Source organism: Candidatus Villigracilis vicinus (assembly GCF_016702885.1).
GTDB lineage: Bacteria > Chloroflexota > Anaerolineae > Anaerolineales > Villigracilaceae > Villigracilis > Villigracilis vicinus.
Genome location: NZ_JADJDD010000030.1, coordinates 142,058 through 167,581, shown reverse-complemented (window position 1 = coordinate 167,581; position 25,524 = coordinate 142,058). Strand labels below are relative to the sequence as shown.

40 protein-coding genes and 4 pseudogenes are annotated in these 25,524 nt (G+C 50.4%); 5 read left to right on the top strand and 39 right to left on the bottom strand.

Annotated features, from left to right (window positions below):
* Positions 1–54: 54 nt before the first annotated feature.
* From IPG80_RS21655 to IPG80_RS21635, 5 genes are all read right to left on the bottom strand, one after another.
* The gene (locus IPG80_RS21655; protein WP_345111785.1) at positions 55–435 is read right to left on the bottom strand and encodes a hypothetical protein; all 381 of its coding nucleotides are present in this window, start codon (positions 433–435) and stop codon (positions 55–57) included.
* A 227-nt stretch (positions 436–662) separates the two neighbouring features.
* The gene (locus IPG80_RS21650) at positions 663–944 is read right to left on the bottom strand and encodes an MGMT family protein (protein ID WP_345111783.1); all 282 of its coding nucleotides are present in this window, start codon (positions 942–944) and stop codon (positions 663–665) included.
* A 3-nt stretch (positions 945–947) separates the two neighbouring features.
* Entirely contained in the window at positions 948–1,124 is a 177-nt protein-coding gene (locus IPG80_RS21645) for a hypothetical protein (protein ID WP_345111780.1), read from the bottom strand.
* Between the two features lie 104 nt (positions 1,125–1,228).
* On the bottom strand, positions 1,229–1,519 hold the full coding sequence (locus IPG80_RS21640) for an MGMT family protein (RefSeq protein WP_345111777.1): 291 nt from the start codon (positions 1,517–1,519) through the stop codon (positions 1,229–1,231).
* Between the two features lie 135 nt (positions 1,520–1,654).
* The gene (locus IPG80_RS21635; RefSeq protein ID WP_345111774.1) at positions 1,655–2,119 is read right to left on the bottom strand and encodes a hypothetical protein; all 465 of its coding nucleotides are present in this window, start codon (positions 2,117–2,119) and stop codon (positions 1,655–1,657) included.
* Between the two features lie 25 nt (positions 2,120–2,144).
* Here IPG80_RS21635 and IPG80_RS21630 point away from each other — a divergent pair, with 25 nt between their 5' ends.
* The gene (locus IPG80_RS21630) at positions 2,145–2,417 is read left to right on the top strand and encodes a hypothetical protein (protein WP_345111771.1); all 273 of its coding nucleotides are present in this window, start codon (positions 2,145–2,147) and stop codon (positions 2,415–2,417) included.
* Positions 2,418–2,456: 39 nt separating this feature from the next.
* Here IPG80_RS21630 and IPG80_RS21625 read toward each other — a convergent pair whose 3' ends face one another.
* The 10 genes from IPG80_RS21625 to IPG80_RS21580 all read right to left on the bottom strand — a co-directional run bounded on the left by IPG80_RS21625 (position 2,457) and on the right by IPG80_RS21580 (position 7,955).
* A complete protein-coding gene (locus IPG80_RS21625) occupies positions 2,457–3,149 on the bottom strand; it encodes a hypothetical protein (RefSeq protein WP_345111768.1) in 693 nt (230 codons plus the stop codon).
* Between the two features lie 56 nt (positions 3,150–3,205).
* Positions 3,206–3,382, bottom strand: a complete 177-nt coding sequence (locus IPG80_RS21620; RefSeq protein WP_345111765.1) for a hypothetical protein — start codon at positions 3,380–3,382, stop codon at positions 3,206–3,208.
* Positions 3,379–4,719, bottom strand: coding sequence for a hypothetical protein (locus tag IPG80_RS21615; protein WP_345111762.1), 1,341 nt, complete (start codon positions 4,717–4,719; stop codon positions 3,379–3,381). The genes IPG80_RS21620 and IPG80_RS21615 overlap by 4 nt, the downstream gene beginning before the upstream one ends.
* Complete coding sequence (locus IPG80_RS21610; RefSeq protein ID WP_345111759.1) at positions 4,709–5,404, bottom strand: hypothetical protein; 696 nt, start codon at positions 5,402–5,404, stop codon at positions 4,709–4,711. Before IPG80_RS21610 ends, IPG80_RS21615 begins: the two co-directional genes overlap by 11 nt.
* 12 nt (positions 5,405–5,416) lie before the next feature.
* Positions 5,417–5,875 (bottom strand): ASCH domain-containing protein, encoded by a 459-nt coding sequence (locus IPG80_RS21605; protein WP_345111756.1) that lies wholly within the window; start codon positions 5,873–5,875, stop codon positions 5,417–5,419.
* Positions 5,872–6,153 carry a hypothetical protein gene (locus IPG80_RS21600; protein WP_345111753.1) on the bottom strand — a complete coding sequence of 94 codons (282 nt, stop codon included), beginning with the start codon at positions 6,151–6,153 and terminating at the stop codon, positions 5,872–5,874. The genes IPG80_RS21605 and IPG80_RS21600 overlap by 4 nt, the downstream gene beginning before the upstream one ends.
* A gap of 2 nt (positions 6,154–6,155) precedes the next feature.
* Complete coding sequence (locus tag IPG80_RS21595; RefSeq protein WP_345112250.1) at positions 6,156–6,413, bottom strand: DUF2721 domain-containing protein; 258 nt, start codon at positions 6,411–6,413, stop codon at positions 6,156–6,158.
* A gap of 2 nt (positions 6,414–6,415) precedes the next feature.
* Positions 6,416–6,607, bottom strand: coding sequence for a DUF2721 domain-containing protein (locus tag IPG80_RS21590; RefSeq protein ID WP_345111750.1), 192 nt, complete (start codon positions 6,605–6,607; stop codon positions 6,416–6,418).
* Positions 6,604–7,371, bottom strand: a complete 768-nt coding sequence (gene surE / locus IPG80_RS21585; protein WP_345111747.1) for a 5'/3'-nucleotidase SurE — start codon at positions 7,369–7,371, stop codon at positions 6,604–6,606. Before surE ends, IPG80_RS21590 begins: the two co-directional genes overlap by 4 nt.
* A 335-nt stretch (positions 7,372–7,706) precedes the next feature.
* The gene (locus IPG80_RS21580; RefSeq protein ID WP_345111745.1) at positions 7,707–7,955 is read right to left on the bottom strand and encodes a hypothetical protein; all 249 of its coding nucleotides are present in this window, start codon (positions 7,953–7,955) and stop codon (positions 7,707–7,709) included.
* A 143-nt stretch (positions 7,956–8,098) separates the two neighbouring features.
* Here IPG80_RS21580 and IPG80_RS21575 point away from each other — a divergent pair.
* A pseudogene (locus IPG80_RS21575) lies at positions 8,099–9,115 on the top strand (NAD(P)-dependent alcohol dehydrogenase).
* 43 nt (positions 9,116–9,158) lie between these two features.
* Here IPG80_RS21575 and IPG80_RS21570 read toward each other — a convergent pair.
* Both IPG80_RS21570 and IPG80_RS21565 read right to left on the bottom strand, forming a co-directional pair.
* Entirely contained in the window at positions 9,159–10,046 is an 888-nt protein-coding gene (locus tag IPG80_RS21570) for a VOC family protein (protein WP_345111743.1), read from the bottom strand.
* Between the two features lie 39 nt (positions 10,047–10,085).
* A complete protein-coding gene (locus IPG80_RS21565; RefSeq protein ID WP_345111740.1) occupies positions 10,086–10,490 on the bottom strand; it encodes a hypothetical protein in 405 nt (134 codons plus the stop codon).
* A 633-nt stretch (positions 10,491–11,123) separates the two neighbouring features.
* Between IPG80_RS21565 and IPG80_RS21560 the strand changes: the two genes are divergently transcribed.
* Positions 11,124–11,300 (top strand): hypothetical protein, encoded by a 177-nt coding sequence (locus tag IPG80_RS21560; RefSeq protein WP_345111737.1) that lies wholly within the window; start codon positions 11,124–11,126, stop codon positions 11,298–11,300.
* Positions 11,301–11,337: 37 nt separating this feature from the next.
* On the opposite strand, the gene IPG80_RS21555 is transcribed toward IPG80_RS21560, so the two are convergent.
* From IPG80_RS21555 to IPG80_RS21495, 13 genes and pseudogenes are all read right to left on the bottom strand, one after another.
* Positions 11,338–11,718: an SIS domain-containing protein gene (locus IPG80_RS21555; protein WP_345111735.1), complete on the bottom strand. Its 381-nt coding sequence runs from the start codon at positions 11,716–11,718 to the stop codon at positions 11,338–11,340.
* Entirely contained in the window at positions 11,628–12,389 is a 762-nt protein-coding gene (locus tag IPG80_RS21550) for an SIS domain-containing protein (RefSeq protein ID WP_345111732.1), read from the bottom strand. The genes IPG80_RS21555 and IPG80_RS21550 overlap by 91 nt, the downstream gene beginning before the upstream one ends.
* Positions 12,390–12,527: 138 nt before the next feature.
* Positions 12,528–12,710, bottom strand: a complete 183-nt coding sequence (locus IPG80_RS21545) for a hypothetical protein (RefSeq protein ID WP_345111729.1) — start codon at positions 12,708–12,710, stop codon at positions 12,528–12,530.
* A gap of 100 nt (positions 12,711–12,810) precedes the next feature.
* Entirely contained in the window at positions 12,811–13,038 is a 228-nt protein-coding gene (locus IPG80_RS21540; protein ID WP_345111726.1) for a hypothetical protein, read from the bottom strand.
* Positions 13,035–13,907, bottom strand: coding sequence for a hypothetical protein (locus tag IPG80_RS21535; RefSeq protein WP_345111723.1), 873 nt, complete (start codon positions 13,905–13,907; stop codon positions 13,035–13,037). The genes IPG80_RS21540 and IPG80_RS21535 overlap by 4 nt, the downstream gene beginning before the upstream one ends.
* A gap of 95 nt (positions 13,908–14,002) precedes the next feature.
* Positions 14,003–14,281, bottom strand: coding sequence for a DUF6688 family protein (locus IPG80_RS21530; RefSeq protein WP_345111720.1), 279 nt, complete (start codon positions 14,279–14,281; stop codon positions 14,003–14,005).
* Positions 14,278–14,478, bottom strand: a complete 201-nt coding sequence (locus IPG80_RS21525; protein ID WP_345111715.1) for a hypothetical protein — start codon at positions 14,476–14,478, stop codon at positions 14,278–14,280. The genes IPG80_RS21530 and IPG80_RS21525 overlap by 4 nt, the downstream gene beginning before the upstream one ends.
* A 462-nt stretch (positions 14,479–14,940) precedes the next feature.
* Entirely contained in the window at positions 14,941–15,075 is a 135-nt protein-coding gene (locus IPG80_RS21520) for a hypothetical protein (RefSeq protein ID WP_345111712.1), read from the bottom strand.
* A 12-nt stretch (positions 15,076–15,087) separates the two neighbouring features.
* Complete coding sequence (gene rsmI / locus IPG80_RS21515; protein ID WP_345111709.1) at positions 15,088–15,786, bottom strand: 16S rRNA (cytidine(1402)-2'-O)-methyltransferase; 699 nt, start codon at positions 15,784–15,786, stop codon at positions 15,088–15,090.
* Between the two features lie 134 nt (positions 15,787–15,920).
* Positions 15,921–16,115, bottom strand: a complete 195-nt coding sequence (locus IPG80_RS21510) for a hypothetical protein (protein WP_345111706.1) — start codon at positions 16,113–16,115, stop codon at positions 15,921–15,923.
* A 306-nt stretch (positions 16,116–16,421) separates the two neighbouring features.
* Positions 16,422–17,388: pseudogene (locus IPG80_RS21505) on the bottom strand (serine/threonine-protein kinase).
* 126 nt (positions 17,389–17,514) lie between these two features.
* On the bottom strand, positions 17,515–17,913 hold the full coding sequence (gene ssb / locus IPG80_RS21500; RefSeq protein ID WP_345111703.1) for a single-stranded DNA-binding protein: 399 nt from the start codon (positions 17,911–17,913) through the stop codon (positions 17,515–17,517).
* A gap of 134 nt (positions 17,914–18,047) precedes the next feature.
* Positions 18,048–18,263: a hypothetical protein gene (locus IPG80_RS21495; protein WP_345111701.1), complete on the bottom strand. Its 216-nt coding sequence runs from the start codon at positions 18,261–18,263 to the stop codon at positions 18,048–18,050.
* A gap of 99 nt (positions 18,264–18,362) precedes the next feature.
* Here IPG80_RS21495 and panC point away from each other — a divergent pair, with 99 nt between their 5' ends.
* The gene (gene panC / locus IPG80_RS21490; protein ID WP_345112245.1) at positions 18,363–19,196 is read left to right on the top strand and encodes a pantoate--beta-alanine ligase; all 834 of its coding nucleotides are present in this window, start codon (positions 18,363–18,365) and stop codon (positions 19,194–19,196) included.
* A 241-nt stretch (positions 19,197–19,437) separates the two neighbouring features.
* Positions 19,438–20,118, top strand: coding sequence for an alpha/beta hydrolase (locus IPG80_RS21485; RefSeq protein ID WP_345111699.1), 681 nt, complete (start codon positions 19,438–19,440; stop codon positions 20,116–20,118).
* Positions 20,119–20,178: 60 nt separating this feature from the next.
* On the opposite strand, the gene IPG80_RS21480 is transcribed toward IPG80_RS21485, so the two are convergent.
* The 9 genes and pseudogenes from IPG80_RS21480 to IPG80_RS21440 form a co-directional block, all read right to left on the bottom strand.
* Positions 20,179–20,607: an SRPBCC domain-containing protein gene (locus IPG80_RS21480; RefSeq protein ID WP_345111697.1), complete on the bottom strand. Its 429-nt coding sequence runs from the start codon at positions 20,605–20,607 to the stop codon at positions 20,179–20,181.
* A gap of 10 nt (positions 20,608–20,617) precedes the next feature.
* A complete protein-coding gene (locus IPG80_RS21475; RefSeq protein WP_345111695.1) occupies positions 20,618–20,977 on the bottom strand; it encodes a DUF1801 domain-containing protein in 360 nt (119 codons plus the stop codon).
* Positions 20,978–21,019: 42 nt separating this feature from the next.
* Entirely contained in the window at positions 21,020–21,247 is a 228-nt protein-coding gene (locus IPG80_RS21470; RefSeq protein WP_345111693.1) for a hypothetical protein, read from the bottom strand.
* Positions 21,248–21,395: 148 nt separating this feature from the next.
* On the bottom strand, positions 21,396–21,740 hold the full coding sequence (locus IPG80_RS21465) for a hypothetical protein (protein ID WP_345111690.1): 345 nt from the start codon (positions 21,738–21,740) through the stop codon (positions 21,396–21,398).
* 117 nt (positions 21,741–21,857) lie between these two features.
* Positions 21,858–22,118: a cyclic-di-AMP receptor gene (locus IPG80_RS21460; RefSeq protein ID WP_345111687.1), complete on the bottom strand. Its 261-nt coding sequence runs from the start codon at positions 22,116–22,118 to the stop codon at positions 21,858–21,860.
* Between the two features lie 58 nt (positions 22,119–22,176).
* Positions 22,177–22,512 (bottom strand): cyclic-di-AMP receptor, encoded by a 336-nt coding sequence (locus IPG80_RS21455; protein ID WP_345111684.1) that lies wholly within the window; start codon positions 22,510–22,512, stop codon positions 22,177–22,179.
* A gap of 157 nt (positions 22,513–22,669) precedes the next feature.
* Positions 22,670–22,963, bottom strand: a complete 294-nt coding sequence (locus tag IPG80_RS21450) for a hypothetical protein (RefSeq protein ID WP_345111681.1) — start codon at positions 22,961–22,963, stop codon at positions 22,670–22,672.
* Between the two features lie 58 nt (positions 22,964–23,021).
* Positions 23,022–24,213 (bottom strand): annotated as a pseudogene (locus tag IPG80_RS21445) (cation:proton antiporter).
* A 97-nt stretch (positions 24,214–24,310) separates the two neighbouring features.
* Positions 24,311–25,404: pseudogene (locus tag IPG80_RS21440) on the bottom strand (calcium/sodium antiporter).
* Positions 25,405–25,524: the final 120 nt, after the last annotated feature.

Genomic DNA, 25,524 nt, shown 5'->3' with positions numbered 1-25,524 from the left:
TCCAAATGTACTTGAAAGGGAGGAAGGTAAATTATGCAATTTCATGACAAAGAACTAGGGCGCAAACGAGGGCATATCTGCAGCGGAGATGCTGCCAACGGCGATCAATATGAGTAGTAGGCAATAGGGTGCAAAACAAAGGAAGTTGATTATCAACCCGGCGATGGCGATACCGCGTTTCGGGTCTGCTTTCCGAAGCGCCATCACGCCAAGGATGATCCCTGCAAGGGTGAGCAGTACAGTTAAGACCGCCATCACCACGCCGCCGCCGAAGACAATGGCGTATCCTGCGGTTTCACCGTCCATGCCGAAGGTGGCGCCGCCCTCGGTCATGGCGGCGAAGAGGGCGAAGTAAATACACCAGAGCACGACAACGATGATGGCGAGAATGAAAGATATGGTTCCGAGCTTGGTTGTTTTTTCGGGGGATTGCATGGGTATACTCCTTGATAAAGTTTTTTTGAGACGATAGATAATTAACTCAAGTTGCTACCTTACATGTTTTGCGTGACGCGTCGAATTTTTTTCGCGAAGTTGCTAAGGCGCTACGATTTAAGTGATCGAAATAAATTTCAAAAGAGCATCATCCTTGCAGGGAAAAGCGTGGCTCTCCATGCCGGAAATCTTGTTATTTTTCCATACGGAATTTTGATCAAAAGCATTCAACTGCCCGTTTCTGTTACCTGTTTAGAACAGGGCTGCCTGTTTTGGCACATCGTCTTCGTTCTTTCCGCTCCAACCGAACTTTTCAAGTCTACTTTGCCTTTGGCATCAAAGACCACGCCTTCTGCTTCGAGCAGCGGACGTTGCCTCTCCGCACCCGGTCGTTCGCTGATCTTGCCTTGCGAGTTGATCACTCTTTGCCACGGCACATCATCAGGGCAGTTTGCCATTGCGCCGCCAACCCACCGCGGACCGAATGCAGCATACGCTTCGAGTTCCACCCATTAGGCGGCGGAATCATTTTGCGATCTGCCCGTAGGCGGCGACTTTCCACGCGGGATGAGGCGGGCGATCGCCCAGACTTGTTCGTAATAGGCTTGCGGGTTGGGGGAGAAGAGAAGGACATAAGTTTTAGAATTTTGAATGCAGAATGAGGAATATGAAGATGGATAATGAACCATATGTTATCTTCCATTGTCCGTGGTCTGGAGTTTATTTTGTTTTCCATCCCAGCCATATTTTCGCATATCGATGCGCCCTCTGGGATTAAAATGGGACGCCCTCATCATAAAGCATGAGTTTTGACGCTTCGCCTGGAGTCCATCCCGTTCGGTGATCTCCCTTTGAGTTGACCACCCGCTGCCACGGAACTTCGTTGGGGCTGGCGGCGACGGCATTGCTGACTCCACAGCGCGCCGAACTCGGCGAAGGTGGCTTCATCCACACCGGCGGGCGGTGGCAGCATCTTGGCGATCTGCCCATAGGAAGTAACTTTTCCGCGTGGGATGCGGGCGACAATGTTCCATACTTGAGCGTAGAAAGCTTGAGGGTCTGGGGGAGTTGGAAGTTCGGGCATGGGGGCCTTTTTTGACGGTGGACGATGGATTTTCCATGGTCTGCGGTCTGTCGTCCATGGTCTTGAAATTAACGTTTGGTTATATTTTTATAGAAAAATGCCTGTCGAATATTGGCGATGAAGTTCTGGGAAAGTTCATCGGTCATGAATTGAAGTGTTGGCAGGGCATCTGCAGTGAGAGCCGGGATGTTCTTCTTCCGGTTTGCCGGGTTGGGCAAGTTTGGTGATCGGGTCTGGAGGAGAAATCACAGGCGGCGCAAATCTTGCAGGGAAGTGGTAATCGTAAGTGCGGTAAATGGAGCGGTTGATTTCGTAGATTGGGGTGAGGGAACCTAAAATCAGTAAACAGTAAACAGGAATTAGTAATCGACGTGGAGCGGATTTGTCGAAGATCATTTCACCAGTCATCAGCATGAGGTAAAAGAGTGGCGCAATGGAGGCGCGCATGACGAAGTCGCGGTCGCTGCCGAGCTGGATGAAGGGGATGAGGGCTAGGAGAATGCCGGTGATGATCCAATGTGGGTCTTTGTATTTGGATGGGGCGAGCACCAGCCAAAGAACTCCGCCTTCAAGCAGGAAGAAGGCGAGGAATTTATCCACGGGCAGGGGATTGGAATCCGCGGGATTGGGCCGCGGTGTTGGCGGTGAAGAAGAAAAAGGAAAGAAGAAAGATGATTACGGCAGAGAGAAGTTTCTCCCAATGGAGGTTTTTGAATGGAGATTTGAAGTCGGTTTGTTTGATAAGTTCGATGATGATGTAGGGGAGAAGCCCCACCGAGGCGAGGGGGGCGAAGAAGAAGCAAAACGACCAGAGGAGAATGATTTCGCTTCGCGTGTCACTCTGAGCGGAGCGACCCATGCGCCGCAGGGTGGTGAGAGTCTCTGGCGCAACATTTGAGAGACCTTCAGCGCTTCGCGGCTCAGAATGACAATTAAGTTATGCATAACCATGCCGGAATGGCTTGATTGAAGACCCAAAACAACTGAGTGGTGAAAGATGAATATTGTAAATTCCCGCCCAGGTTTCGAGGTGGGTGATAGGTGGCAGAAGAGTGGGATAGTCTTTGGCAAAGAAAAGCGTGCCAAGAACATCAAGTCCGCTGAAGAAGAGGAAGAGGATAGTAGCTTTGAGGTTGGAGGTCTTGAAGAAATTGCCGAGTTGATGAGTAACGAGTAACACGCCAAGGAGTGACCAGATGAAAAGGGCGAAATTGGCAACTTGCCAGTTGGTAAATTTTGCAATGAGAGCCGAAGGCAGCCAAAAGCCGACGTAATAGACGAGCATCTTGACCGGTCCGCTTTCGGGTTGGGCGTAGTAGACGGGCCAGTCGAAGTTCATCAAGTCACGCAGGACAACGTTGCGCCAGTTATGGTCCCAGTTTTGGAAGGCGTAGCCGCCGATGCCGGAGAGGAAGAGCCAAAGAGCAGTTATTAGTAACCAGTAAGCTGTTGATGGTTGGTGGTTGACCGTTGATGGTAATTGGTAATTGGCGATTAGTAATTTGTAGAGCGTAAAGAGAATGATGATGGCAAGAGGGATAGCGATGGTGAGGTGGACCCAGCCGAAGAGGAAGAGGATGAAGGGAAGAGTGAGGTAGAGAAATGAGAGTTGGCGGGTTGATTTCAGCAATTAGGCCGCGGATGACGGACAGCAGACCTTTGGCAAGCTCAGGACAACGCCATGGTCTATCGTCGTTCGTAGATGATGTAATCTTCTTTTTCCATTGTAACGGAATAATACTCATTCAGAAACGCGCGCAGTTCGGGGAAGTCGCGAGTGGTGTCTTCGCCGGTGACCCAGGGTTTGTCGATGGCGGTGACTTCGATGATGAAGCGCGGCTTGGATTCGCTTAGTTGGGTCATGAAGTCTGCGCGCAGGGATTGGATGTAGGGATTCGAGATGTGATGATAGAAATAAAAATCGAAGACATACGAAGTGGCAATTGGTGCGCGGGTTTCGAGCATGGCAAGCAACGTGCCGCCGGTCCAATCCAATGGCTGAACTTTGTCTCCGGGTTCGAGATTTTTTCGAGAAAGGCTGATATCTGCGCGGCGCGGTCTGCGGCGATGGCGATGTCTTTGCCTTGGAGTTGGCGTAGGAAGGTTTGGGAAGGTTTTACGGTGATGAGGATGGTGGCGAGGAGGATGAAGGATGAAAGAGGAAAGATGAAAGAAGGTGGATTGGTAATTGGTAATTGGTAATTGGATGATAGTGAAAGCGATGCAACGAGGATGATGGTGTAGATGAATGGAATGTAGTGATAGGGAAAGAACTGCCCTGTCAGCGCGGGATAAATGGCATAGATGGTTGCAAGGCTGGCGAGTAGATAGGTTTGGCGGTTGCGATGGAGATAGATGCCAATCCCGGCAGGGATGAGCCAGAGTCCGCTTCCGCCCAGACGCCAGAGTTGATTTAGCAAGTAAGCCATGCTTCCGCTGATGGTGTGATCGCCATCTCGCCGTTGATCTGGGTGTAGAGTGGGACGTAGTTGAGGATAATATCGATAGAGAGGGAAGAGAGATTGAGTGAACGTTAGATAAAGAATGACGAGTAAAACGGGAATTGCAAACCCAATGGCAACAGGAAGGATGATTTGCTTTGCAAGCGATGACAGAGAAAGTTCACGGCGTTGTCTAAGGTCTGCAATGTCAAAGAGCAGGAAGGGGAGGAGTCCGAGCGCGGCGTGAGGTTTGAGGGTGGCGGCGAGTCCGTAGAGGAGACCCAGCATGAGGCGTTTGCGAAAGGTCAGAGAGTCGGTCACGCCGATCCAGATCGAAAGAGAAATAAAGATGAGGATGATGTATTCGCGTTGCAGCGAGAGGTTGGGACCGCCTTGCAAGTATTTGAGCGCGAAGAGGATGGGCGCGGCAAGGGCTGTGAATTTTCCAAAGCGGCGCATGGCGAAGTAGGTGATGGTTGAGATGGCGGCGAGGATGATGAGGTCGAGGATGCGGATGCGAAGCGGACCGAAGTTGCTGAGGATGCCGAGAAAATAGTAGGCGAAAAAACTTCCGGGCATTTGAAAGTCGAAGAAGTCTTTGTAGGGGATCTGCCCGTTTTGTATAAGGAAGGCTTCGTAGAAGAGCGGAGCTTCGTCGTGGGCGATGGGCCATTGAAGCGAGAATGCCGCCTGTGTGAGGAGCAAGGCGGCAAGCAAAACGAAAACGATGGTTGTGATGCGTTGAAGATTATTTGACATCTTCTCCAAGGTCCATTTCGGTGGTGGATAGAATTTCACGCGTGATGGGGTTGACCCTGGCAATGAAGTTCTTGTCGTTGACGTTGTAAATGATGATGAAGTTGGAAGAGTCTTTGTAATATTGCGATTGGATGGCGTCTACGTTTTCGATCAACTCGGTGTAGTTGCTGCCGCTGACATCGGAGATGCCAATGGTGAGTTTGTCGCGGTAGTCGAAGAAGGTATCTCCGTTCGTGTCGGCTTTGACAATGTTGTAAATCCAAAACTCGATGACCGGGGCGGGCTTTTCGGGGTCATTGGAATCATAAACGAATTGAGGGAACCCGGCAGTTTGCTGGATGACAAGATCATTTGTGGGCAGGAGGCGGTGATATTCCCCGGTCTGTGTGTTGAAAAAAACGTAGTTATAGGTGACGTAGGAAGAGTAGCCTGAATATCCGCTGCTGCTGATCCACTCGAAGGGATTGAGGCTGGAGTCACGAGCCATTTCGATGGGGACAATGCCCGCCATGAGATAGTCGGTGCCAGCGATGGCGGTGAATGAAGAAAGAGTCTTTTCAACCGGGATAGGTGCAGCGGGCTCCTCCACGCTTGGGGCGGAACTCTGCGGGATGATGTTGCGGCTGCAAGCAAAGGTTGAGAGGGGAAGAATAAGAACGAGCAGTGGGATGAAAAAACGTTTCATGACAACCTCACTTTATTTGTAGATGACGCGAAAGCGTTCACAGACGAGCGGCATGTCTTCTGAAAATTCTTTGCCGATGGGAGCTAGGGTGCGGGTGAAGAAGCGTTTATGCCCTGCACGCCAACTTTCAAGCGTTAGATCATCTTCGCCTTCGGCACGGGCAAAGTCTGCATCCACTTCGTTGTATTTGCGGAAGGTCACTTCGATGGTTTCGACCACACACATCGGTTCGTTGCGTCCGTCGAGTACAAGCCAAAGCGTGCCGACTTGTGGAATGGGTTCGCCTTCGGCTTCGTAATTCCATACGGCAGAGCAGGTGGCGGATTTAAGTCCGCTTAAGACGAGGTTGCCGAGTTCATCGGCAAGGGCGGGGTTATCGCCAAAGGGTTCGGCAATATAAGGTTTGCCCTGATAAGAAGGATTCGCGGCGAGGAAATTTTCCCAGTAGGCTTCGATGTGTGGTTGTGTCACTCTACGAACTCTCCGCCAATGACTTCCTGTTCGATCATTTTTCGGTCGGCGTTGAATTTGAAATTGGCTTCAATGCGTTGGAAGCATTTGTTTTCGCCGATCAACACTTTGCGGGCATAGAACACGTCGCCGTCTGCTTCGTATTCAACACTGAGGTCGTTGTCAATGTCGATGCGTCCGGTGATGGTCTCGCCGCAGCGTTTGCATTTGACGGTAAAGGTGTAATATTCTTTCTTGTAGGGTTCGCGGGGAGCAAAAAGTTTTTTGAGAAAATCCATGATTAACCTTCCTTGGTTTCATACCCGTACAACTCCACCTTGAAAGCGGAGAGTGAGCGGTTGATGTCGGTGATAAAAACGATCAGTGATGCGATCAATGACCCTAAACACGCTATGAAAATGATACTGAGCAGCCAGGCGTCTTCAATGCCGAACAAAGCGGTGATGAACAAAATAATGATGAGCAAAGCCGCGCACAATAAACTGATAGCAGCGAAAAAGATGGAGAGGCGGATCAACTTTGCCTGACTCCATAAAATATCTATCTGTGCAAGCGTTTTCTGTCGGGAAGGTCCGCCTTGGGTCTCGAAATTGCCAATAAATTGCGGGCACGATCAATGACGCGCGAGAGGCGGTTGGTCATGCTGAGCAAAAGCAAGCCAACCCCCGAAATCAAGATCACGGGTCCGATGGCGGTTTGCAAAACGGGGATGAGTTCCTGGATCGAGGTCATTTGAAATTCCACTTCTTCAACACATCCATCGCTTTGAGGTGAGTCAAATCCAATTGCAGCGGCGTGATGGAAACCATGCCCGCACGCAATGCGCCAAAGTCGGTGCCGGGTTCATCCACGCCGGTGGGGGCTTCGCCGCCGATCCAGTAATAGGGCTTGCCGCGCGGGTCACTGCGCACATCAAGCGCATCGCGATATACACGCAAGCCTTGCCTTGTGATCATATAACCCTTGAGTTCGGATTCTTTCAGATACGGAACATTGACATTAACCACGACGCCTTCCGGCAAGCCATCGGCAATAACCTGTTCGACAACGCGCCTTCCTACTACGGCGGCAGTTGAGTAATCGAGTGGACCTTTGTGACCCTCGGGCGAATCCAATGAAACGGCTACGCCGCGCACGCCCGCAATGACGGCTTCCATCGCGGCAGTGACGGTGCCGGAGTAGGTCACATCGTGCCCCAGGTTGGCATTCGGGTTGATCCCGGAAACGACGATGTCAATTGGGTCTTCGATCAGTCCGAGCAATGGCAATGCGACACAATCCGATGGCGCGCCATCCGATGCGAATGCAGATGTACCATCTGCAAGAGTCACTTCTTTGACGCGCAAAGGACGTTCCATGGTTTTGACATGTCCCGATGCAGACCAGTTCTTGTCCGGCGCAAAGACGGTCACTTTGCCAAGTTTGCGCATTTCCTGCGCGAGTGCGAGGAGTCCGGGGGCGGTGACGCCGTCGTCGTTGGTGATTAGGATATGCATGATTTAATTTTCCGATTTTGTTTGAAATTGGTGATTGGCGATTGGTAATTGAATTATACGCCATGCGGTTGGCAAAGAAAAACGCCCTGCTTTGCGGGCAGAGCGCTTTAGGGATGATGTACGATAGACCACTGACCATGGACTGACAAAGATCGTCCTGGTCTATGTCTATGGTTAGGGTATCAACATGATAAGCAAGGTAATCCCCAACCCTACCAAAGTTCCTTGGCAATGACTTTCATCGCCTGACGCTTGATCTTGGCATCTTCTGCTGAGTCTTTGACCCGTTCATACTTATCTGAGGTGCGGCGTACACTACGCGCGGCGAGGGCTACTCAGGTTTTGTCGAGGGCTTGAAAGATGGAAACCGCGCCGGAGGAGAACATGGCGAAAAGCGGCAGCCGCCAGAGCTTGTCTGCGCCGAAGTAGAGCATGGCGGCAAGGATGCCAAAGGTGATCACAAGCTGGAGGATGCCGAAATCCATGCGCTTTTTTCGTTCGGCTGGGCTGATATTGGGAACGCAGGCATCGCCTGTGCTGTTGCCTTCGGGGTTGAAGACGATTTTGGGGGTGGGTTCGCTCATACAAATCCCTTTCGTGGTTTAGAGACGCTCCCAGTTTTGATATTTTTACTGAAATTAAACTGAGCTCCTTTGCAACCAAATTTGCAAACTGGCGTAAATCTTCTCAACGTACTCTAAATTCAAAGGAGCAGATAGGAATTTACATGAAAGCGATCATTGCAGAGCGATATGGCACTCCCGATGTGCTGGAATTCAAGGAGACAGCAAAACCTACCCCTAAAGATAACGAAGTATTGGTAAAAATCCATGCGGCGTCCTTAAACATGTTTGACTGGCATTTATTGACCGCGGATATTTTCCTTGTGCGTTTGAATGCCGGGTTGTTCAAGCCCAAGTATAAAATCCCTGGTGCAGATGTTGCCGGGCGGGTCGAAGCCGTTGGTAAAAAATGTGACTCAGTTCAAAGTTGGGGATGAAGTCTATGGCGACCTGGCGGCAAGCGGCTGCGGCAGTTTCGCAGAATATGTGGCGGTGCCGGAAAAGCGCTGGCGTTGAAACCGGTCAACCTGACTTTTGAAGAGGCGGCGGCTTTCCCGATGGCGGCAGTGACAGCCTTGCAAGGTTTGCGTGACGCAGGCAAGATTCAAGCGGGGCACAAGGTCTTGATTCAGGGCGCTTCGGGTGGAGTCGGTTCGTTTGCGGTGCAGATCGCCAAAGTGTTGGGTGCGGAAGTCACTGCTGTGTGCAGTACCCGTAATATAGAATTAGTCCGTTCGCTGGGCGCGGATCATGTCATTGATTACACCAAAGAAGATTTCACCAAGAATGGAAAACAGTACGACCTGATCCTTGCTGTGAATGGGTATCATCCCATCAACGATTACAAACGCGCGCTTACCCCCAAGGGAATTTATGTGATGGCGGGCGGTACAACGAAGCAAATTTTTGAAGCGGTACTGCGTGGTTCGTTCGTTTCTGAAAATGACGGCAGGAAATTAGGTGCACTAACGGCGCAGCCTAAACAAGAAGACTTGGTCTTTCTAAAAGGTTTGGCAGAGGCAGGTAAGATTAAGCCTGTCATCGATAAACGCTATCCATTAAGCGAAACTGCACAAGCCCTTCGATATCTTGGAGAAGGACATGCGTGCGGGAAAGTTGTTATTACCGTAGCATCGTTGAATAAAAAAATCCTGAAGGTTTACTTCAGGATTTTTGTTTAATTGGATGGCGCAACTTAACGTAACCACACCATTTTGTGAAGGGTTACATGAATAGCACCCGTCTTGGCAGGATGCCATCATCCGTCTTGTTGTAGGGGATGCCTGCATTTTCCACGCGGGCGGTGACTTCGGCGAGCACGGAAGGATTCGGGTAATCCACGGTCATGAAGCGCAGACCTACGGCATCGGCGGGGGGCGGAGGCGCGCCGCGTCCGTTCCAGGTGTTGAGACCGATGTGGTGGTGATATCCACCAGCTGAGACGAATGCCATGCCGATTCCCTTTGAGATGCCCATCACGTCGAAGCCGAGGACGCCGTGATAAAAGTCGATCGTTTCAGGGATATCGCGCACATGCAAGTGGACGTGCCCCATGCGGGTTTCAGCAGGGATGTTCACATCGAGGCGGTCATCTTCTTTGAGGTGAGTGAAAAGCGCATCGACATCGAGCGCTTCGCGTCCATCGCTCCAGCGTCCATCTGCCCAGCGGGCTTCGTAGTTGCCGTCTTTGATCGTCCATGAACCATCTTCGGGAGATTCACAATACAGTTCAATGCCGTTGCCTTCGGGGTCATTGAGATACGTGGTCTTGGTCATGACATGGTCGGTGGGCGAGTTGGGAACTTTCAACGCAAACAAACGCGCCATGGCAATGGCAAGTTCGCGGCGATTCGGGAAGACGATGGCAAAGTGATACAAACCGGTTGTGCGTTGATATCGCTTGAGGTTCGGTTCTTCGGTGAATTGAAGAAGATCCGCGCCGCCAGCGCCGAGCCCGGCTTTGTTGCCTTCGCGCCAGTGGACTTTGAAGCCCATGGCTTTTTCGTAAAAGAGAATCTGATTCTCAAGGTTGGCAACGGTCAGGGCGACGTGTCCCATTTTGGTGGCGGGGTGAACCGAATATTCCTGAAGCGTGTTTGGTTGCGTCATCATGTTTACCTCTAACTGAGCGTGTTTGGTTGCGTCATCAGTTTACTCTGACGCGATCTTGGTGTCCGAGGATCCCTGCAACACGATGTGCAGCAACTGAGCGCCTCGATCTGGCGGGCGCGGAGCCGGTCCACGGCGCGCTCTGGTGACAATTGGCGACCTGGCTGCATCGGCATCGTCACCCGCGATGAAGACATCGAGCTTTTGTCCGCCTGCCTCACCGGCAATGAGTGTGCCAGCAAAGGTGGTGTTGAAGGCTTTCACAACCTTCGCACCAGCCACGAGAGCCTTGGCGAGATCTTCGGCAGAGGAAGAATCAGGCGCGGTGGCGAGACCATCGTACGTAGCGTTGAGCGGGTTGGCAATATCCACAACGACTTTGCCAGCGAGTTTATTGCCAAGCTGCTTGGCAATTTCAATGTTGGTGCCATACCAAACGGCGAGCACGACCACTCAGGGGGGGGCGAGGTGGCGCTTCGGCTTTCAAATCTGCGGCGGTTTTTTGAGCGGTTTCGGGGTTGGCAAGTCCAAAGACCTTGTGTCCCCCCCCCCCCCCCCCCCCCCCCCCCTCCTTTTTTTCCCCTCTCTGGAAAATTTGATTATGACAATGTAAAGCGACCGTATGCTGCAATGATTGCCAGCACCAAAAGAACAATGTTCACAGGAATGACCTGATATTCTTTCTTTGGCAGGTGTACGGTGAAAATAGCAAGCACCTGAATAATGGCAAGCCCAACAGCCGCCAACGGTGTGAGCCAGGCAGAATGCCGGTGAGGGCGGGATGATCAATCCCACTGCGCCAAGCAATTCAGAGATCCCAACAAAGCGGATGTAACCATCCTGTTTGCCATGTGCCCAGGTCATTTGCGGATTTGTGCGCACTTTATCTGGTGTGAAGGTCTTCATACTACCTGCCATGCCGTACATGCCCGCCAATAAAACTTGTATGATCCATAAAGCGATGTTCATTCTTGACTCTCCTTGAGTTGTTTGATAATATACATCCGTTGTTTACACAACAGATGTTGCCTAATTTACCAATCCCCACTTTGAAAGTCAACCAACAAAGACTTTCAATTGTTGACTAAGCAACAAAGGAGTGAAAATGTTGCCGAACCCAAGCCCGCTACCGTTGCCACGTGGGCGATCTATGGCTTGGCATCACACTACAGCCACATGAAAAAACGCCCCGCCCTCGAAAAATTCGTGGACGAAGCGTATCCGTTGGTGGCGGTCAATTTAGAACAGTTTGCGTAATGATATTGTAGGGGCGGATCGCGATCCGCCCCTACGATTAGGATAACGATCTTTTGAAATTCACAAACGCATCTTCTTCAGAGGGGTCAGCGCCGTACGCCATGGCGAGATAATACGCCATGTAATCGCCAAAAATGATCAACGTCCACAAATGAGCAATGATCGATTCGCCGCGTGCATCGATCACATCCGTGTTCAAGGCTTCGAGCATGAAGGCTTGACGCATCAAGTCTGAACGCAGTTTGTTGCGCGGATGGTCGCTGGGCGCGCGCATGAAAAGCGTCATCGTGTGCGCGTTGAGAGTCGGATTCGGGTTGATGGTGGCGATCAGCGTGTTATGCGTCGCTTCGGGGATGATCTCGATGTTCGCGCCAGCTTTGGCAAGCTGATTGATCTGAGTCTTCCAGCGATATGCCACGGGGCAAGATTTTCAGTCGCAACGAAGGTCACCCAACGTCCCACTAATTGACCGGCATAACGTTTTGCAGGATTCTTCGCCGCGATCATCTCTGGGACGATGTGCTGTTGCGAGCGCTTCATCATCGCTACGGCTTCGGCAACATCTTTTGATGGGTCAGGGATGAAGCCGAGGCGGGCGAAGAGGGCGAGGGTCAACGCGTAGGGATAGGCAATGGCGGTTGTGTCCATGCCGGAGTAGGTGAAGTTCCAAACGGGGAGATTGTTGGCTTGGGCTCGTTTGGTTAGCTCGCCGCCGGTGGAGATGACGATCACTTTACATCCATTTTTAAGTGCGGACTCAAATGCATCCAACACTTCTTCCGAATTGCCGGAATGCGAGAGACATACCACCAAGGTATTATCTGTGGCAGAAGCAGGCAGCCCATAGCCGCGATGAACGCTCACGGGGAGTGAGAGGCTTGAGAAAATAGAAGCAACTACCAGTTCGGCAGCCGAGCCGGAGTCTCCCATCGCACTGAGGATGATGTTGTGGATGTCATCCAAAGTTGGCAGCGGCAAAGTCTGTGCCAAATCCCATGCGGATTGAAGTTGATCGGGCAGACCGTTGATCTGCGCGATCATGTTTAGTCTATCTATTTGTTTGAAGAGGTCGAGGTCGTCAAGATTCATTTTTCTTTTTACCCATTCTGTGACAAATGCAAACAAGATCAGCCCCACGAAAGGACGCTGAAAATACTAGGGGTGTAGTTTAGGATACTTCTAATTGTTCAAGCGACCCTGGAAAACGATATGAGTTGATCCATATTGTTAACCGTCGGTAAATTGATGACGTCGAGAGTCTGACCAGCGCCGCGAAGAACAGGCGATGATGAATAGAACGGATGCACGGGGCGATACGCGAAACTTCACCAAGGCAAGCACAAAGCCTGCCAGCCAGATCAAACATAAGATAGGGGTTGCGTAAACCTGTATTTTTGCTGCAAGTACCATACTGTTCCTTTAGTTCTAAAGAATTGGCTGAAGCAGAGTTCTTAACCTGACTCAGCCGATGGACGATAGACCATGGTCTATCGTCCATCGGCTATGGTCGTTAACTTGCATCCTTGATAAATTTGCTCAGATCTTTTTTCATCTGCTTGAGCGAAGGCATGTGGACGTACATCATGTGACCGGCTTCGTAATAGCCCATGCTGATATTGCCGCGCAGGGACTCGTCGAGGGCGAGGTGATCGAAGGTGTATTCGGTGGCGAAATAGGGCGTACCGAGATCGTAGTAACCGTTGGCGACGAAGACCTTGAGATATTTATTGAAGGTCATTGCGGCGCTAGGGTTTCAGCGACGTTGACATATTGATTCTCAAAGTAGCCATACGACCATTGCCGCCAGACCTTCTCGCTCAAAATTTCGTACGTGGTATCGGTTTCGAATTTGAGTTCGGTGCGGATGTAGTCGTTGAATGCCGCGGTGTAAGGTCCGTTGACCTGCGCAAAGAGCGGGTCATACTCAAAGGTCTCGGTTACGCCGAGGCGGTCGATGCCGGTGTAGCGGCTGTCGAGCCGACCAACGGTCTTGCCTTGATCGCGCAGGAGTTCCTTGAAGAAGTGGAAGGTATGAATGCGCAAGTTGCCGCGTTCAATAAACTCAACAGAAATGCCTAAATAGCCCGAGAGTCCTGCCGCGCGGGTAGTGCCATAAGATTCGCCCGCGAGGAATTTCGGCGAGAGCCAGCGGTTGTAGCGCGTGGTGTACAGGCGGATGAAATCGCCGACCGAGGCAATGTCTTTATGAAAAGTGTGAAAATCTTTCGACTTCTCGCCTTCCACCGGGCGGCTGAAGCCGGTGCTCATCGGGTCGATGAAGACGAGGTCGGAATCGTCTAGGATGGAGTATTCGTTGTCGGTCAGCTTGAAAGGCGGCTTGGGCATTTCGCCGTCATCGGTCATCACCACACGGCGCGGACCGAGCACACCGAGATGCAGCCACACGGATGAAGAACCGGGTCCGCCGTTGAATGAGAAGGTGATCGGGCGTTTGGCTTTATCGCGCACACCGTCGAGGGTATACGCAGTGAAGAAGATCTGCGCGCGCGGCTTTTCGACCTCATTCTCCTTTTCAGTCACCTCTTCTTTCAAAACCATCGTTCCGGTCGTCACGGTGTATTTGAGCGTCTTGCCGCCGATCTTCACCGAATGCTTGGTGGTGACGATATTGTCTTTCGGGGTTGCTTTTTCGTCTTTCTTCTCTTCATCTTTCTTTTTTCTTCAGCCATGGGAATCTCCTTTTATGAACGATATAAACGTTCCGTCAACGTTTGAATTTCAGGGATGATCGATTTTAGTACAAAGAACGAAATCCATTCTACGGGAAGCAATATCAAATAAGCAATATCCGCGAGAATTGGATTTTGGATATACCTCGCGAGGCGTTTGCCAAGGACATCATACAAGCGCCGCATCATTCTGTGACTTGGAGCTGATACGCCCATCAAAGCAATTTCCAGCGCCTTGAGCCTCTGCAACTGACGGTTGACTTGCATGGATTTTCCGTTTGCCAACGTCACCTCTTGCGAGCCGACGAAGCGTGGATGTCCATTCGCGGCGGCGGTGGCGATGTAGCAATTGGGCGGCTCGGGTGGAGGGCGGCGTAAAGCTCATACATTTTCAAGATGTTGAAGCGCAATGCGAAAACATACGCCGAAAGCCAGGCGAAGATGCCAAGTCCGCGTGCAAAAGAAAACTTGGTTTCGTAGTGTTTCAAAAGCCAACGAGAAGCTTGTAAGGCGATAAGGAATGACCAGAAAGGGGAAGCCCGAGCCAAAGATCGCTAGCACGAAGAAAATGGCCACAGCAGAAGGGCTTTGATAGATCAATGGAATAGCAATGCAACAAATCGATCCAATTTGAATAATGTACTTCCCATTGAGCGGTTGACCAAGGATACAACTTTGGCAAGATGAGTGGGGAAAAAATGCCAGAATGACGAACCAAAAGAACAGGCGCAATGAATGAGTCAGAAGGCTGTATTGCAGGGCAAGGAATGTGCCGCTATAAATTCCAAGCCGGATGATCATAGGATTTGGCATAACGCTCAGTGTCCCAAAGCAGGAGGATGTAACTTAGAACTGCATAGGTAAGGAAAGGGAAGAACCAAAGCGAGGCTTCTGGCAGAAAGGAACAACTAGATGTAGGATGAGAAATTTCCATCCTGCCATTCGGGTTTTCAATAATTCGATAAGATGAAATTGAAGATCGGGGCAGCGACAACAAAAAGCCCAAAGAGAATGCGCTTCCAGGTTTTATCTAATAATGGCGGAACAATATTTTCCCCGCTGGGTGTTTGAACTACTTCTTCCATGCACGGCTCCTGTTATTTGAGCTGATTCACCAGCGCGTACACTTCCTTTTTATTCCACCCGCTTTTTCTCGCCAGTTCTGCAGAAATTTCTTTGGCAGATTTACCAGCCTGTAATTCATGCTTGATTACTTCTATAAGTTGTGCCTCTGCCCACACGGTTCTTTCTTCTTTTTTCTTTCCTTCGATCACCAACGTAAATTCTCCGCGAGGCTCTTTACTCTTGAAATACTCAATTGCCCCATGAATATCTCCGCGCCAGAATTCTTCATACATCTTCGTCATCTCACGCGCAACACAGATGCGACGATTGCCAAACATGGCGAGCAGGTCTTCGAGTGAGTCAATGAGACGATGCGGAGTTTCGAGGAAGAGATGAGGTGCAAAGCCTGAGACTTCTCCTACAAAGCCGCGGCGTTCGCTGGATTTATGAGGGAGATAACCAAGATATAAAAACGAATCCGTGGGTAGCCCTGAAACGGTCAGAGCGGAAATGGGGGCTGAGGGTCCAGGGACAGGTCGAACGTCGAAAGAGGCGGCGAGGGCGGCTTGAACCAATTCATAGCCAGGGTCGTTAATCGCGGGCGTCCCTGCATCGGATACCAAAGCCACATCGCCTTGAGTTAGTTTTTCAAGGATGAAATCAAGTTTGTTGAGTTTGTTGTGTTCGAAATAACTGGTGAGTGGGGTTTTGATCTCGAAGTGAGCGAGCAATTTGCCGTATGGCGGGTGTCTTCAGCGGCGATGAGAATTGATTCCCGCAGAATCCGCAACGCACGCGCTGAAATATCTTCAAGGTTTCCGATGGGAGTAGCGACAAGATATAAAATGCCCATGTAGAGATTGTATCAAATAAAAAATCGGGCTTGCGCCCGATTTCGTTTAATTACAGCCTTTAAGTTGTATTTCTTGTACCACGCAACCTGCTTCGTCCAGCGGAACCGCCACACAACAAGATTTTCAGCGTTGAAGGTGGAGTCTGCCGAAACACGCCAGGTCAGCTTTGTCAGCGTTGGTGGTGTGCAGACCTTGGATTTCGACATTCGAGGAAATCTGGGCCTGTAACAGGTGAGGACTTTGCTTCTCGTTGTCTTGCCTTGCATGCACTTTTTCCCTCAGCAGTTAAGACTTTAAATTCGGCATCTGCGAAATGGCACGTTGTATAGGGATCTTTTGTTGACAAATTGGGTTGGTCTCTTTCGCTTCGGGCAACGGGAAGGCGACACTGGCGGAACAGGCCGGAGCGAACGCTGATTCTGTAATCGTTTCGCGTGGCGCGCTTCGGTAGAGATGCAAGTTTCGTTGACGGCAATAGGAGCGCGGTCGGTTCATCGGATGCGAAGAGTTGATTACTGACCAGGAAAAAGCCAGCCACTGCCACCAGCAGAACAACACCAGCCACGACCAAACCGGTGGTCTGACCACGGGAAAGTTGCGTTGTTTTGGAAGATTTTAAGCGAGGGTGAAATGCCTGTGTTTGTATGATAGGTAAGGTTGCCTGCACTCCCAAATGCAACCGTGTTCAAGGCTTTCGCCAATTCGATGGTGTTGGGATAGCGCTGTTCCCTGTCTTTTGCCATGGCGGTTTTGATCACCGCATCGACTTCGGGTTGCAGGGTTGGCAGGATCTTTAAGATTTCTGGCACAGGTTCAGTGATGTGTTTGACCACCACGCCCATGGGAGTATCTGCACTATAAGGTTGGTGCCCGCTCAACATTTGATAAACGATGACGCCCAATCCGTACACGTCACTGCGCTGGTCGATCTCCATCCCTTGTGCTTGTTCGGGGCTCATATAGCCGGGTGCCGATCACGCCGCTGCCGGTCAGGTTGCTGCCAGATTCAGATAACTTGGCAACCCCAAAATCTGAGATGAAGGGTTCGCCGTTTTCATCGAAGAGGATGTTATCGGGTTTTAAGTCGCGGTGAATGATGCCCTTGCGGTGAGCGTAGGCGAGTCCCTGGGCGATCTTTTCGACAAGGCGGGCTGTATCTTGAATGGGGATGCTGCCAGCCTCGATCAGATCAGATAGCGAGCCGCCATTCATGAAGCGCATAACGAAGTAGGGCTGCCCATCTTCATTACCCACATCATAGACCGGGACAATAGCCGGGTGCTCAAGCGAGGCGATCATTTTGATCTCGCGTTCGAAGCGCGAACGAAACTGCGGGTCGTGCAGCATTTCGCGCGGTAACACCTTGATGGCAACCTCACGATCAAAACTTGGGTCGAAGGCGCGGTAGACAGTTGCCATACCGCCGCGTCCAAGTTCTGATTTGATTTCGTAGCGTCCGATTTTTTCAGGGATTGGCATGATGGCAAGTATAAACCAGCCAAAACATAGATGCAAGCATTTTATTATCGAGTTACAGCCTTGGCATGGATGTGCTAAATAAAAAAGACGGTTACCCGTTCAAGGTAACCGTCTTTTGTTTTATTGTTACTCCCCAGCCAATTCGTACTCGCCGGGTTCTTCTTCAACAGCCATCATGGGCTCGTCTTTTTCTTTTTTATCGAGGAATTGCAGGCTTTGGCTGACAACCTTGGTGAAGTACTTGGTCTCGCCGTTTTCCCGGTCTTCGTATTTATCGGTCTTCAAGCGACCTTCCACAAAGATCAGGCTGCCTTTCTTGAGGTATTCCTGGCAGATCTCGCCAAGCCTGCCCCAAGCCTCAATGTTGACCCACTCAGTGCTTTCTTTGGTCTCGCCGTTCTTGTCTTTCCAGCGGTTGCTGACGGCAAGGCTAAAGTGGCAGACTTTCTTGCCAGTGGGGGTGTACTTGCTCTCTGGGTCCTTGCCCAGACGTCCGATCAATTGAACGCGGTTTAGTGAAGGCATGTCGGCTCCCCTTTGGTTTTAGTGGCTTTTAGATGCTGTGTACGTGTCATAATTAGTCTCCTATTTATCTAAAAGAACAGGTTTATGTATTCTGCCCGAACGCCGGGCAAAAATTGATCAGGGTTATACTTGAGTTACGACCCTGTGTTCTCCGTATTGGTTGCTGCGGCGGGTGCTTCAGCCTGAACCTTCTTCAGCACGAGCATACCGGTCTTCATTTCGACCACGTTATACCCGGCGGGAACGGCATCCAGAGCGCCATCTTTCACTTCCTTCGAGAAGAAGAACATTCTGCCGTTGGAATGCAGGTAATAGGTAGCCCCTTTAGAATTAGTGTGTGCGTAAGCCATTTTTGTCTCCTTTAGACTGAATTGTAATAAGAGTGTAGAACAAAATTTCTAGCCTGTCAAGTAGTACTTTAGATAATGTCTAGACAAATCGAGGTTTCAATGGATGTACTTTCCTCTCTTGCTGACTTACGAGCCGCCCGCCTCTCTCTCAACGGGACGGTTGGTCTGGTTCCCACGATGGGTTATCTCCACGAGGGGCATTTATCGCTTGTCTCTCGCGCCAAGGCTGAGAACCAGCATGTGATCGTGACCATTTTCGTCAACCCGACTCAGTTTGGCGCGAACGAAGACCTCTCGAAGTATCCGCGTGACCTTGAGCGTGACCTAAGCTTGCTCCGCCCGCTTGGCGTGGACCTGGTTTGGACGCCCACAGCGGAGGTGATGTATCCGCCTGGCTACCAAACCTGGGTGGAGGTAGAGGCGTTGACGAGTCCGCTAGAAGGGGCGATGCGACCGGGTCACTTCCGCGGGGTGACGACGGTGGTGGCGAAGCTCTTCAATGCCACCCAGCCGACGAAGGCGTACTTTGGTCAAAAGGACGCCCAACAGGCGGCGGTGATCCGACGCATGGCAGTGGACTTGAACTTTCCGCTCGAAGTCATCATCTGCCCGACCACGCGTGAGGCAGATGGGCTGGCGATGTCTAGCCGTAACAAGTATTTGAGTGAATCCGAGCGTAAGGGCGCGACCGTGCTGTTCAGGGCGTTGAGCGCGGCGAAGGCGTTGTATGAAGGTGGGGAACGCGATGCGGAAAAACTAAGAAGAAAGATGAAAGAAGTGCTGGTGAGCGAACCGCTGGCTCAGATGCAATACGTTTCTTGCGCCGACTATGATTCCTTGCAAGAGTTGGATGCCGTGACAGGCAAAGCTCTGCTCTCGATGGCGGTGTATTTTGGCAAGACACGCCTGATCGATAATTTTGTGTTGGGATAATCATTGGTAGGGGCGAGGTCTCCTCGCCCTTTGATATTTATGAAAAGAATTCGTTACTGGCTGAATCTTATCGGCGCAGCTATTTTGTTTGTCCTGACGGGCACTCTGGTTGGAGCCTTGATTTTTACCAATCGCTGGACTCAGTCTATTTTGCATCCGCATACGCCTGTATCAACAGGTGACTTACTTCTAACAGAGGCATACCCTTTTTGAAAATGTCACACTCGCCACAAAAGACGGCTTGGAACTTGCCGCACGGTATACACCTCCGCAAAATGGCGCGGTGATCCTGATCGCGCATGGATACAACGACAATCGCCCTGAAAGCATCTATGCCATGTTCGTAGAAAATGGATATGGCGCCCTCGCCTGGGATTTTCGCGCCCATGGCGGTAGTGATGGGGAAATGTCCACATTGGGCTATTACGAACGAATGGATGTAGAAGCGGCGCTGGATTTTGCATTTGCGCAAGCAGGCGTGGACCATGTTGGTGCATGGGGCGGTTCAATGGGTGCGGCGACGTTGATCCTTTCGACGGCGGAGAATCCTGAGATCGAAGCCCTGGTGGCAGATAGCGCCTATCCCTCTTTGGAGGATGTACTGCGATTGAACATGCCGGTTAAGTTATTTCAACCCTTTGTGATTTTCTGGGCTGAGTATTACAGCGGCGCCGAGATCGACGATGTGAACCCGGAACTCGTGATCGGACAGATTAGTCCACGCCCGGTTTTCGTCATTGACGGGTGGGAGGGCGGCGCAATTGAAATGAACGCACCGTATCGTCTATATGAGGCGGCGAACGAACCAAAGGAAATTTGGGCGGAAGATGATGTTCCGCACTTAGGGACGTTTACACAGTATCCGAATAGATACGAAGACAAAGTGGTTGGTTTTTTCGATCAATGGTTGTTGGGCGAATGAAGCTCATTCAATAAAAAAGCTTGAAGTGAACTTATCACTTCAAGCTTTTTTATAATTACGTCAGTCTATTTTTGTGTTTTCCGCACGTTTCTTGAGCGCAGCGGCAAAGTTGTTGAAATTTTCCGTCAGGTCAGGGATGTTCTTCCCAAAAATAGGTAGAAGCAGCCCGCTGAAGATTTCTTCTGTCTTGAACGTAATGCTGCCGTCCTGGTTGGCGGTTAGCGTATGAGTTCGTTCTGACTTGAATAACCCCAATGGCATGCCGCCTGTGAGCACCATCTTCCTGCCGGGTTCAAAGGCTGTGACTTTCACCGGGAAGGCTTGCGCGCTTAATTTGGTGAAGAACTTGACGGTTTCGCCCAGTGCCAATTTGCCTTCGATGTGGTCCATGCTCAAATCCCATGAAGGATACCCCTTGGCATCTGTTAGGATATTCCAGACCGTTTCTGCAGATGCATGGATGGTTGTAGTTGCGCTGTATGTTTTCATGGAGTGTGTCCTATTTCTCGTTTTTCAAGGTTTGTTTGACGTAATCGGTCAGTGCCTTTTTATTGAACTCAGAAGAGGTAATGCGCATGGTTCGCGCCTTGCTGCCGTCGCCTTCGAGCAATCCGTATTTGTCATTTAACGATACGCCTTCGAAAAAGATCAAGGAGACCTTGCCCTTGCCGACCACGGTTTGAATGTGATTCTTCAACGTGGAATACACAAGGCAGTTCTTCCACTTGATGCTTTCGTTGAAGGCTGGTCCCGCCGCCAGGACGCAATCACGGATATCAAGAAAGAGCGGCGCGATCTCTGGGTCTAGTCCTTCGATATAATCGTTCACAATATCGTTCTTTGATTTCTTGAATTTCATGGTTGTACCGCTTCCTTTCATTGAATGTATCGGTATTCTATACTACCCATTGGGATTCTCATTGTAAGAAGCGGACATTAAGTTGTCTTGCAAGATCGAGTTGTTCTCAAAATACTCCACGGGTGAAAACCCGGTCATCTTTTTGAAAGCATGGTTTAGGTGGGGTTGATCATAAAATACATCGGGTGTGACGTGTTCAATAATACGCGGGTTTTGATTTCCAAAATCGCAGGTTTGCTCCAGAAAGATATGCAGGTTTTTGATGTTCACGAGATCTTTTCGACTGATTCCAAAGGCATTTTGGTAAAGTCGTCGTTTATGACGGGCTGAGTAATGGGTCAACCAGTCAGCCTCATTTAGATTTTTTGAAATTAAAGGACGGGGAATTTATTGAATTTATGCCTGCGGATGAAGTCTTTTATTTGAATGGAAAATCGCCAAGGTCTGTGACCTTTTTGCTTACCCACCTCTGTTCCGGGATCGAATTGGCTGTCATCTCTCCCCAAAACAAAGATGCAAAACTTAATGAAAGGCGTGCTCCATATAGAACGATTGGAGTAGAGAATTCAAGAACGAGAGGACGAGTATGCAAAAACTTTAATGCTTGCTGTGGGAAAGAGACCGGTTTCTTTGTCTCTTGATCGCGATATCGTACTTCCCCTTTATCGACAAAGAAATAATCGAAATATAGATCTGGGATGAATTTATCGTTAAATACAACGGCGCGTTTTGAGCGAACTTCCAAGCGCCAGAAAAAATCCACGCCAAGGGACTTTTCTCCGTCCTGTTTTTTGGAAAAGAAATATCCATCGCCTTTTAAAGAAGTACAGAGTCGGAATGCCGACTCTGATCAATTTAACACCTTGCTTTTGTATAAAAATTACACCTGCTCAAAATGCGTCACGGGTACCACAAACACAGTGGCGCGTTTTTCCGTTCCTTTGGGGGGCAGGGCGTTGCGCACGGTTTCAATGACGGCATCCACCTGCCCGTCTTCCACGCCCAAAAGCATGGTCACCACGCCGCTGCGTAAAAAGCCACCAGTGGATGCGACCCGCGTCACGCGGAAACTTGCGGCGGTAAATGCCTGGGTGAGCGTATCGGCGTCATTGTCGTGTACTATGGCGATGATCATTTTCATGGCGAATTCTCCTCGAGTTAAGACCTGACAGGTTTTAAAACTTTTAGGGTCTCGAAATTTAAATTTGTTCAAATCGTTCCACAGGCAAGGCAAAGACCGTCGCGCCGCCCACCGTGACCGGTACAGGCGCAGGCATAGGCATGGGCGAACCTTCCAACGGCAAGGTCATATACTCGATGCGTTGACGACAGGCTTCGTGCAGGATCTTCAGCGACTCTTGCAATTTATCCGCGGGCAAACCGACCAGCAAGGTCGCATTACGCCTGCCTAAGAATCCACCTGCGCTCGAAAGATAAGTCAATGACGCGCCGATCTTTTGTAAGGCTTTGGTGGCGGTCTCAAGATCTTGCTCCTGGATCACTGCCATCAACAATAAATAAGAAGGATGTTCCATGTGCTTCTCCTTTGGATAAAACACGCTGCGATGTGATCAACCCTCAAACAGACGCTTCATTTCCACGCCCGGGCTTGGATCTTGTTTCGACGGTTGTGTTTCCGCTTTGATATTATCAGATGTCAGGAGATGCTTCAACACTTTGATGGTTTTTGTTTCATGACTCGAGCCCATAGGCACGCGCCACCGGGGTGACGATCATGACGCCAGTATCGGGGTTCTTTAGATCTCCGACCAGTTTTTGGGTCACGTCGAGCAGTTTATCGACCATGACGTCGTCATTGACCACAGTGAAGATGGTACGGTTGAACGTTTGTGGTGCTTCGTAAAAATCATCCAACGAAGGGATCAAGGGGAGGTCGTCGCGGATGGTTTGCTTCTGGCGCATTCCTGCCCATGCCAGAGCTGAACAGAACAGTTGCGCCCTCCACACCGGCATTGGTCCATGCATCTAATAGTTCTTCCAATAAATCAGGATCATGCAAAACGAACGTGACGAGATACATATACTAAGATGCCTCCGATTCATTTTCTTTTTCAACTTGATTTACGTGGACTTTATGGGCAGGTTTCTTTGCTTTTTCACGCATGAACAATCCGCGCAGGATGGGTGGGGTGATAAGTGTTGTCACTAATATCATAACCACAATGGCGGAAAATTCCATATCATTCATTAGTCCGTTTTGCATGCCAACACTGGCGACGATCAAACCGACCTCGCCGCGTGAGATCATACCGGCTCCCAGCTGAACCGATTCCGAGGTGGGCAATCCACCCAGTTTTGCCCCCCATCCTGAGCCAAACCACTTTCCTGCCACTGCGCCAACGGTGATGGCGACAGTCAGCAACAGGGCTTCCACCTGAAATTCACGCAAGTTAATGGATAACCCAATATTGACAAAGAACACGGGCACAAACAAACCATATGCCAGCGCATGCGCCCCTGCTTCAATGCGTTCCTTCTCCGGTGTGCGCGACAACATCAACCCGGCAAGAAACGCGCCTGTGATGGCAGCCATGCCGCCGAACGCTTCAGATGCGATTCCATAGGCGAGCATGATGACGACGGAAATGGTCAACAAGCCCTGGCTGATGGGAAGTTGCGAGACCCGGCGGATGATCCACGGCAGCGCCCACAAGCCGACCATGACCGAAGCCACCAAAAACAGGATCATACGCACAAGGATCATTAATGCATCACCCGTGCTGCCTGCTCCGCCTTGCAAGGGCGAGGAAAACGGAAAGCAAAAGGATGATAAGAATGTCATCGAATACAGCAGCACCCAGCAAACTCAAACCCACGCGGCTGCGCAAGACTTTTAGTTCGATCAAGGTCTGGGCGGAGATGCTGACACTGGTGGCACCCAGCGTCAACCCAAGAAAGATCGCGGAGGATTGTTCAAAGCCAAAGAGCAAGCCCGTTCCCCATCCCAATAGGACAGGAATTACCACGCCCATCAAGCCTGCCAGCGCCGCCACACGGACGTTCTTTCGCATCTCACCCAGATGCAGTTCCAGCCCGGCAAGGAACATCAATAACAACACGCCCAGCTCGCCAAGTTTAGCAACTGTTTCCGCCAGTTCATGTTCGATGAACGGCAGATTGAGCAGGTTGATGATGGATGGACCCAACAAAATTCCCGCCAGCAATTCACCCAGCACCGAAGGCTGACCGAGGCGAATGCTGATATATCCTGCCATCTTTGCAGACAGAAGGATGATCGATAGTAGAAAAGCAAGTTGAAGAAATAGGCTCATAATTAGTTTTTACTTTGTTTGAAAAATTTGAAAGTGACCATTATCCAGAACCTTCATAGACATTTCTGGCGCGCATGGAACGAAATGCGGCGACTGACAGTACAAGAAATGTAACTGGAACAAAAACTGAAATGAATATGGCGAAACCAGACAGCGCAGAACTTTCAGCCGCACGCAAAATCACATACACCACATAAATGACGTAATACGACAAGAGCAAACCACCTTCAAAGCGCGAGATGCGGCTATCAATATAAAAGACAGGCAGGGTTACCAATGCCACGAAGATCATGACGGGCAGGTCGAATTGCATAGCGCGGCTTGCCACTGATATTCCATCCGGGGCGGCTATGGCACCGATGCCCAACACACCAAGTAGATTGAAGATATTGCTGCCCACTGCATTGCCGACGGCAATATCGCTTTCACCTTTGAGTGCCGCCATCACTGAAGTTGCCACTTCCGGCAGGGAGGTTCCCACAGCTACGATGGTTAGACCGATCACCAATTCGCTTATGCCCAGAGATTTGGCGATCTGTGTAGCAGATTCGACCAGCCAATTCGAGCCGAGGACGAGTAGTGCCAATCCGATAAGGATGAAAACAAGATTGATGCTACTGCTGCGTATGGTTGTCTTTTCCTTCGGCGCGAATTCCTCGGCGTATTCCTTTTGAACCTTCTTGCTTTCCAGTCTGCTTTGGCGCAGGGCAAATCCCATATAAACGACCAGACCAAGCAAAAGAATGGCTCCATCCTGCCAACTGAGTTTGCCATCAATGGCAAGAACAAAGGTTAGTAAGGAGATTCCCAGTACGATGGGCGCATCTTTTCGGATGAGTTGCTCGGCAATGGCAATCGGGGCGACAATCGCTGTAATACCAAGGATGACCAGAATATTGAAAATATTCGAGCCAAGGACGTTACCCAGGGTCAAGTCACCTGACCCGCCGCAGCAGCTTGAAGAGAGACTGCGATTTCTGGTGACGCAGTCCCTATGGCGACGATGGTCAATCCAATAACGAGCGGCGCAACACCAAATGCCGCCGCGAGTCGTGATGCACCGCGTACCAACAGGTCTGCACCGACGATCAATGTGATGAGTCCAGCAATGAAGAGGAGGATGGTTGTTGTCATGGCGTTGTTCTCGTATTTAAATCCCACAATTTAAATACCATGAAAAATTTTTCTTAAGATTAATTCCCTCATAAGACAAAAGAGACAGTCATTTTTAAGATGACTGTCTCTTGCTTTGCT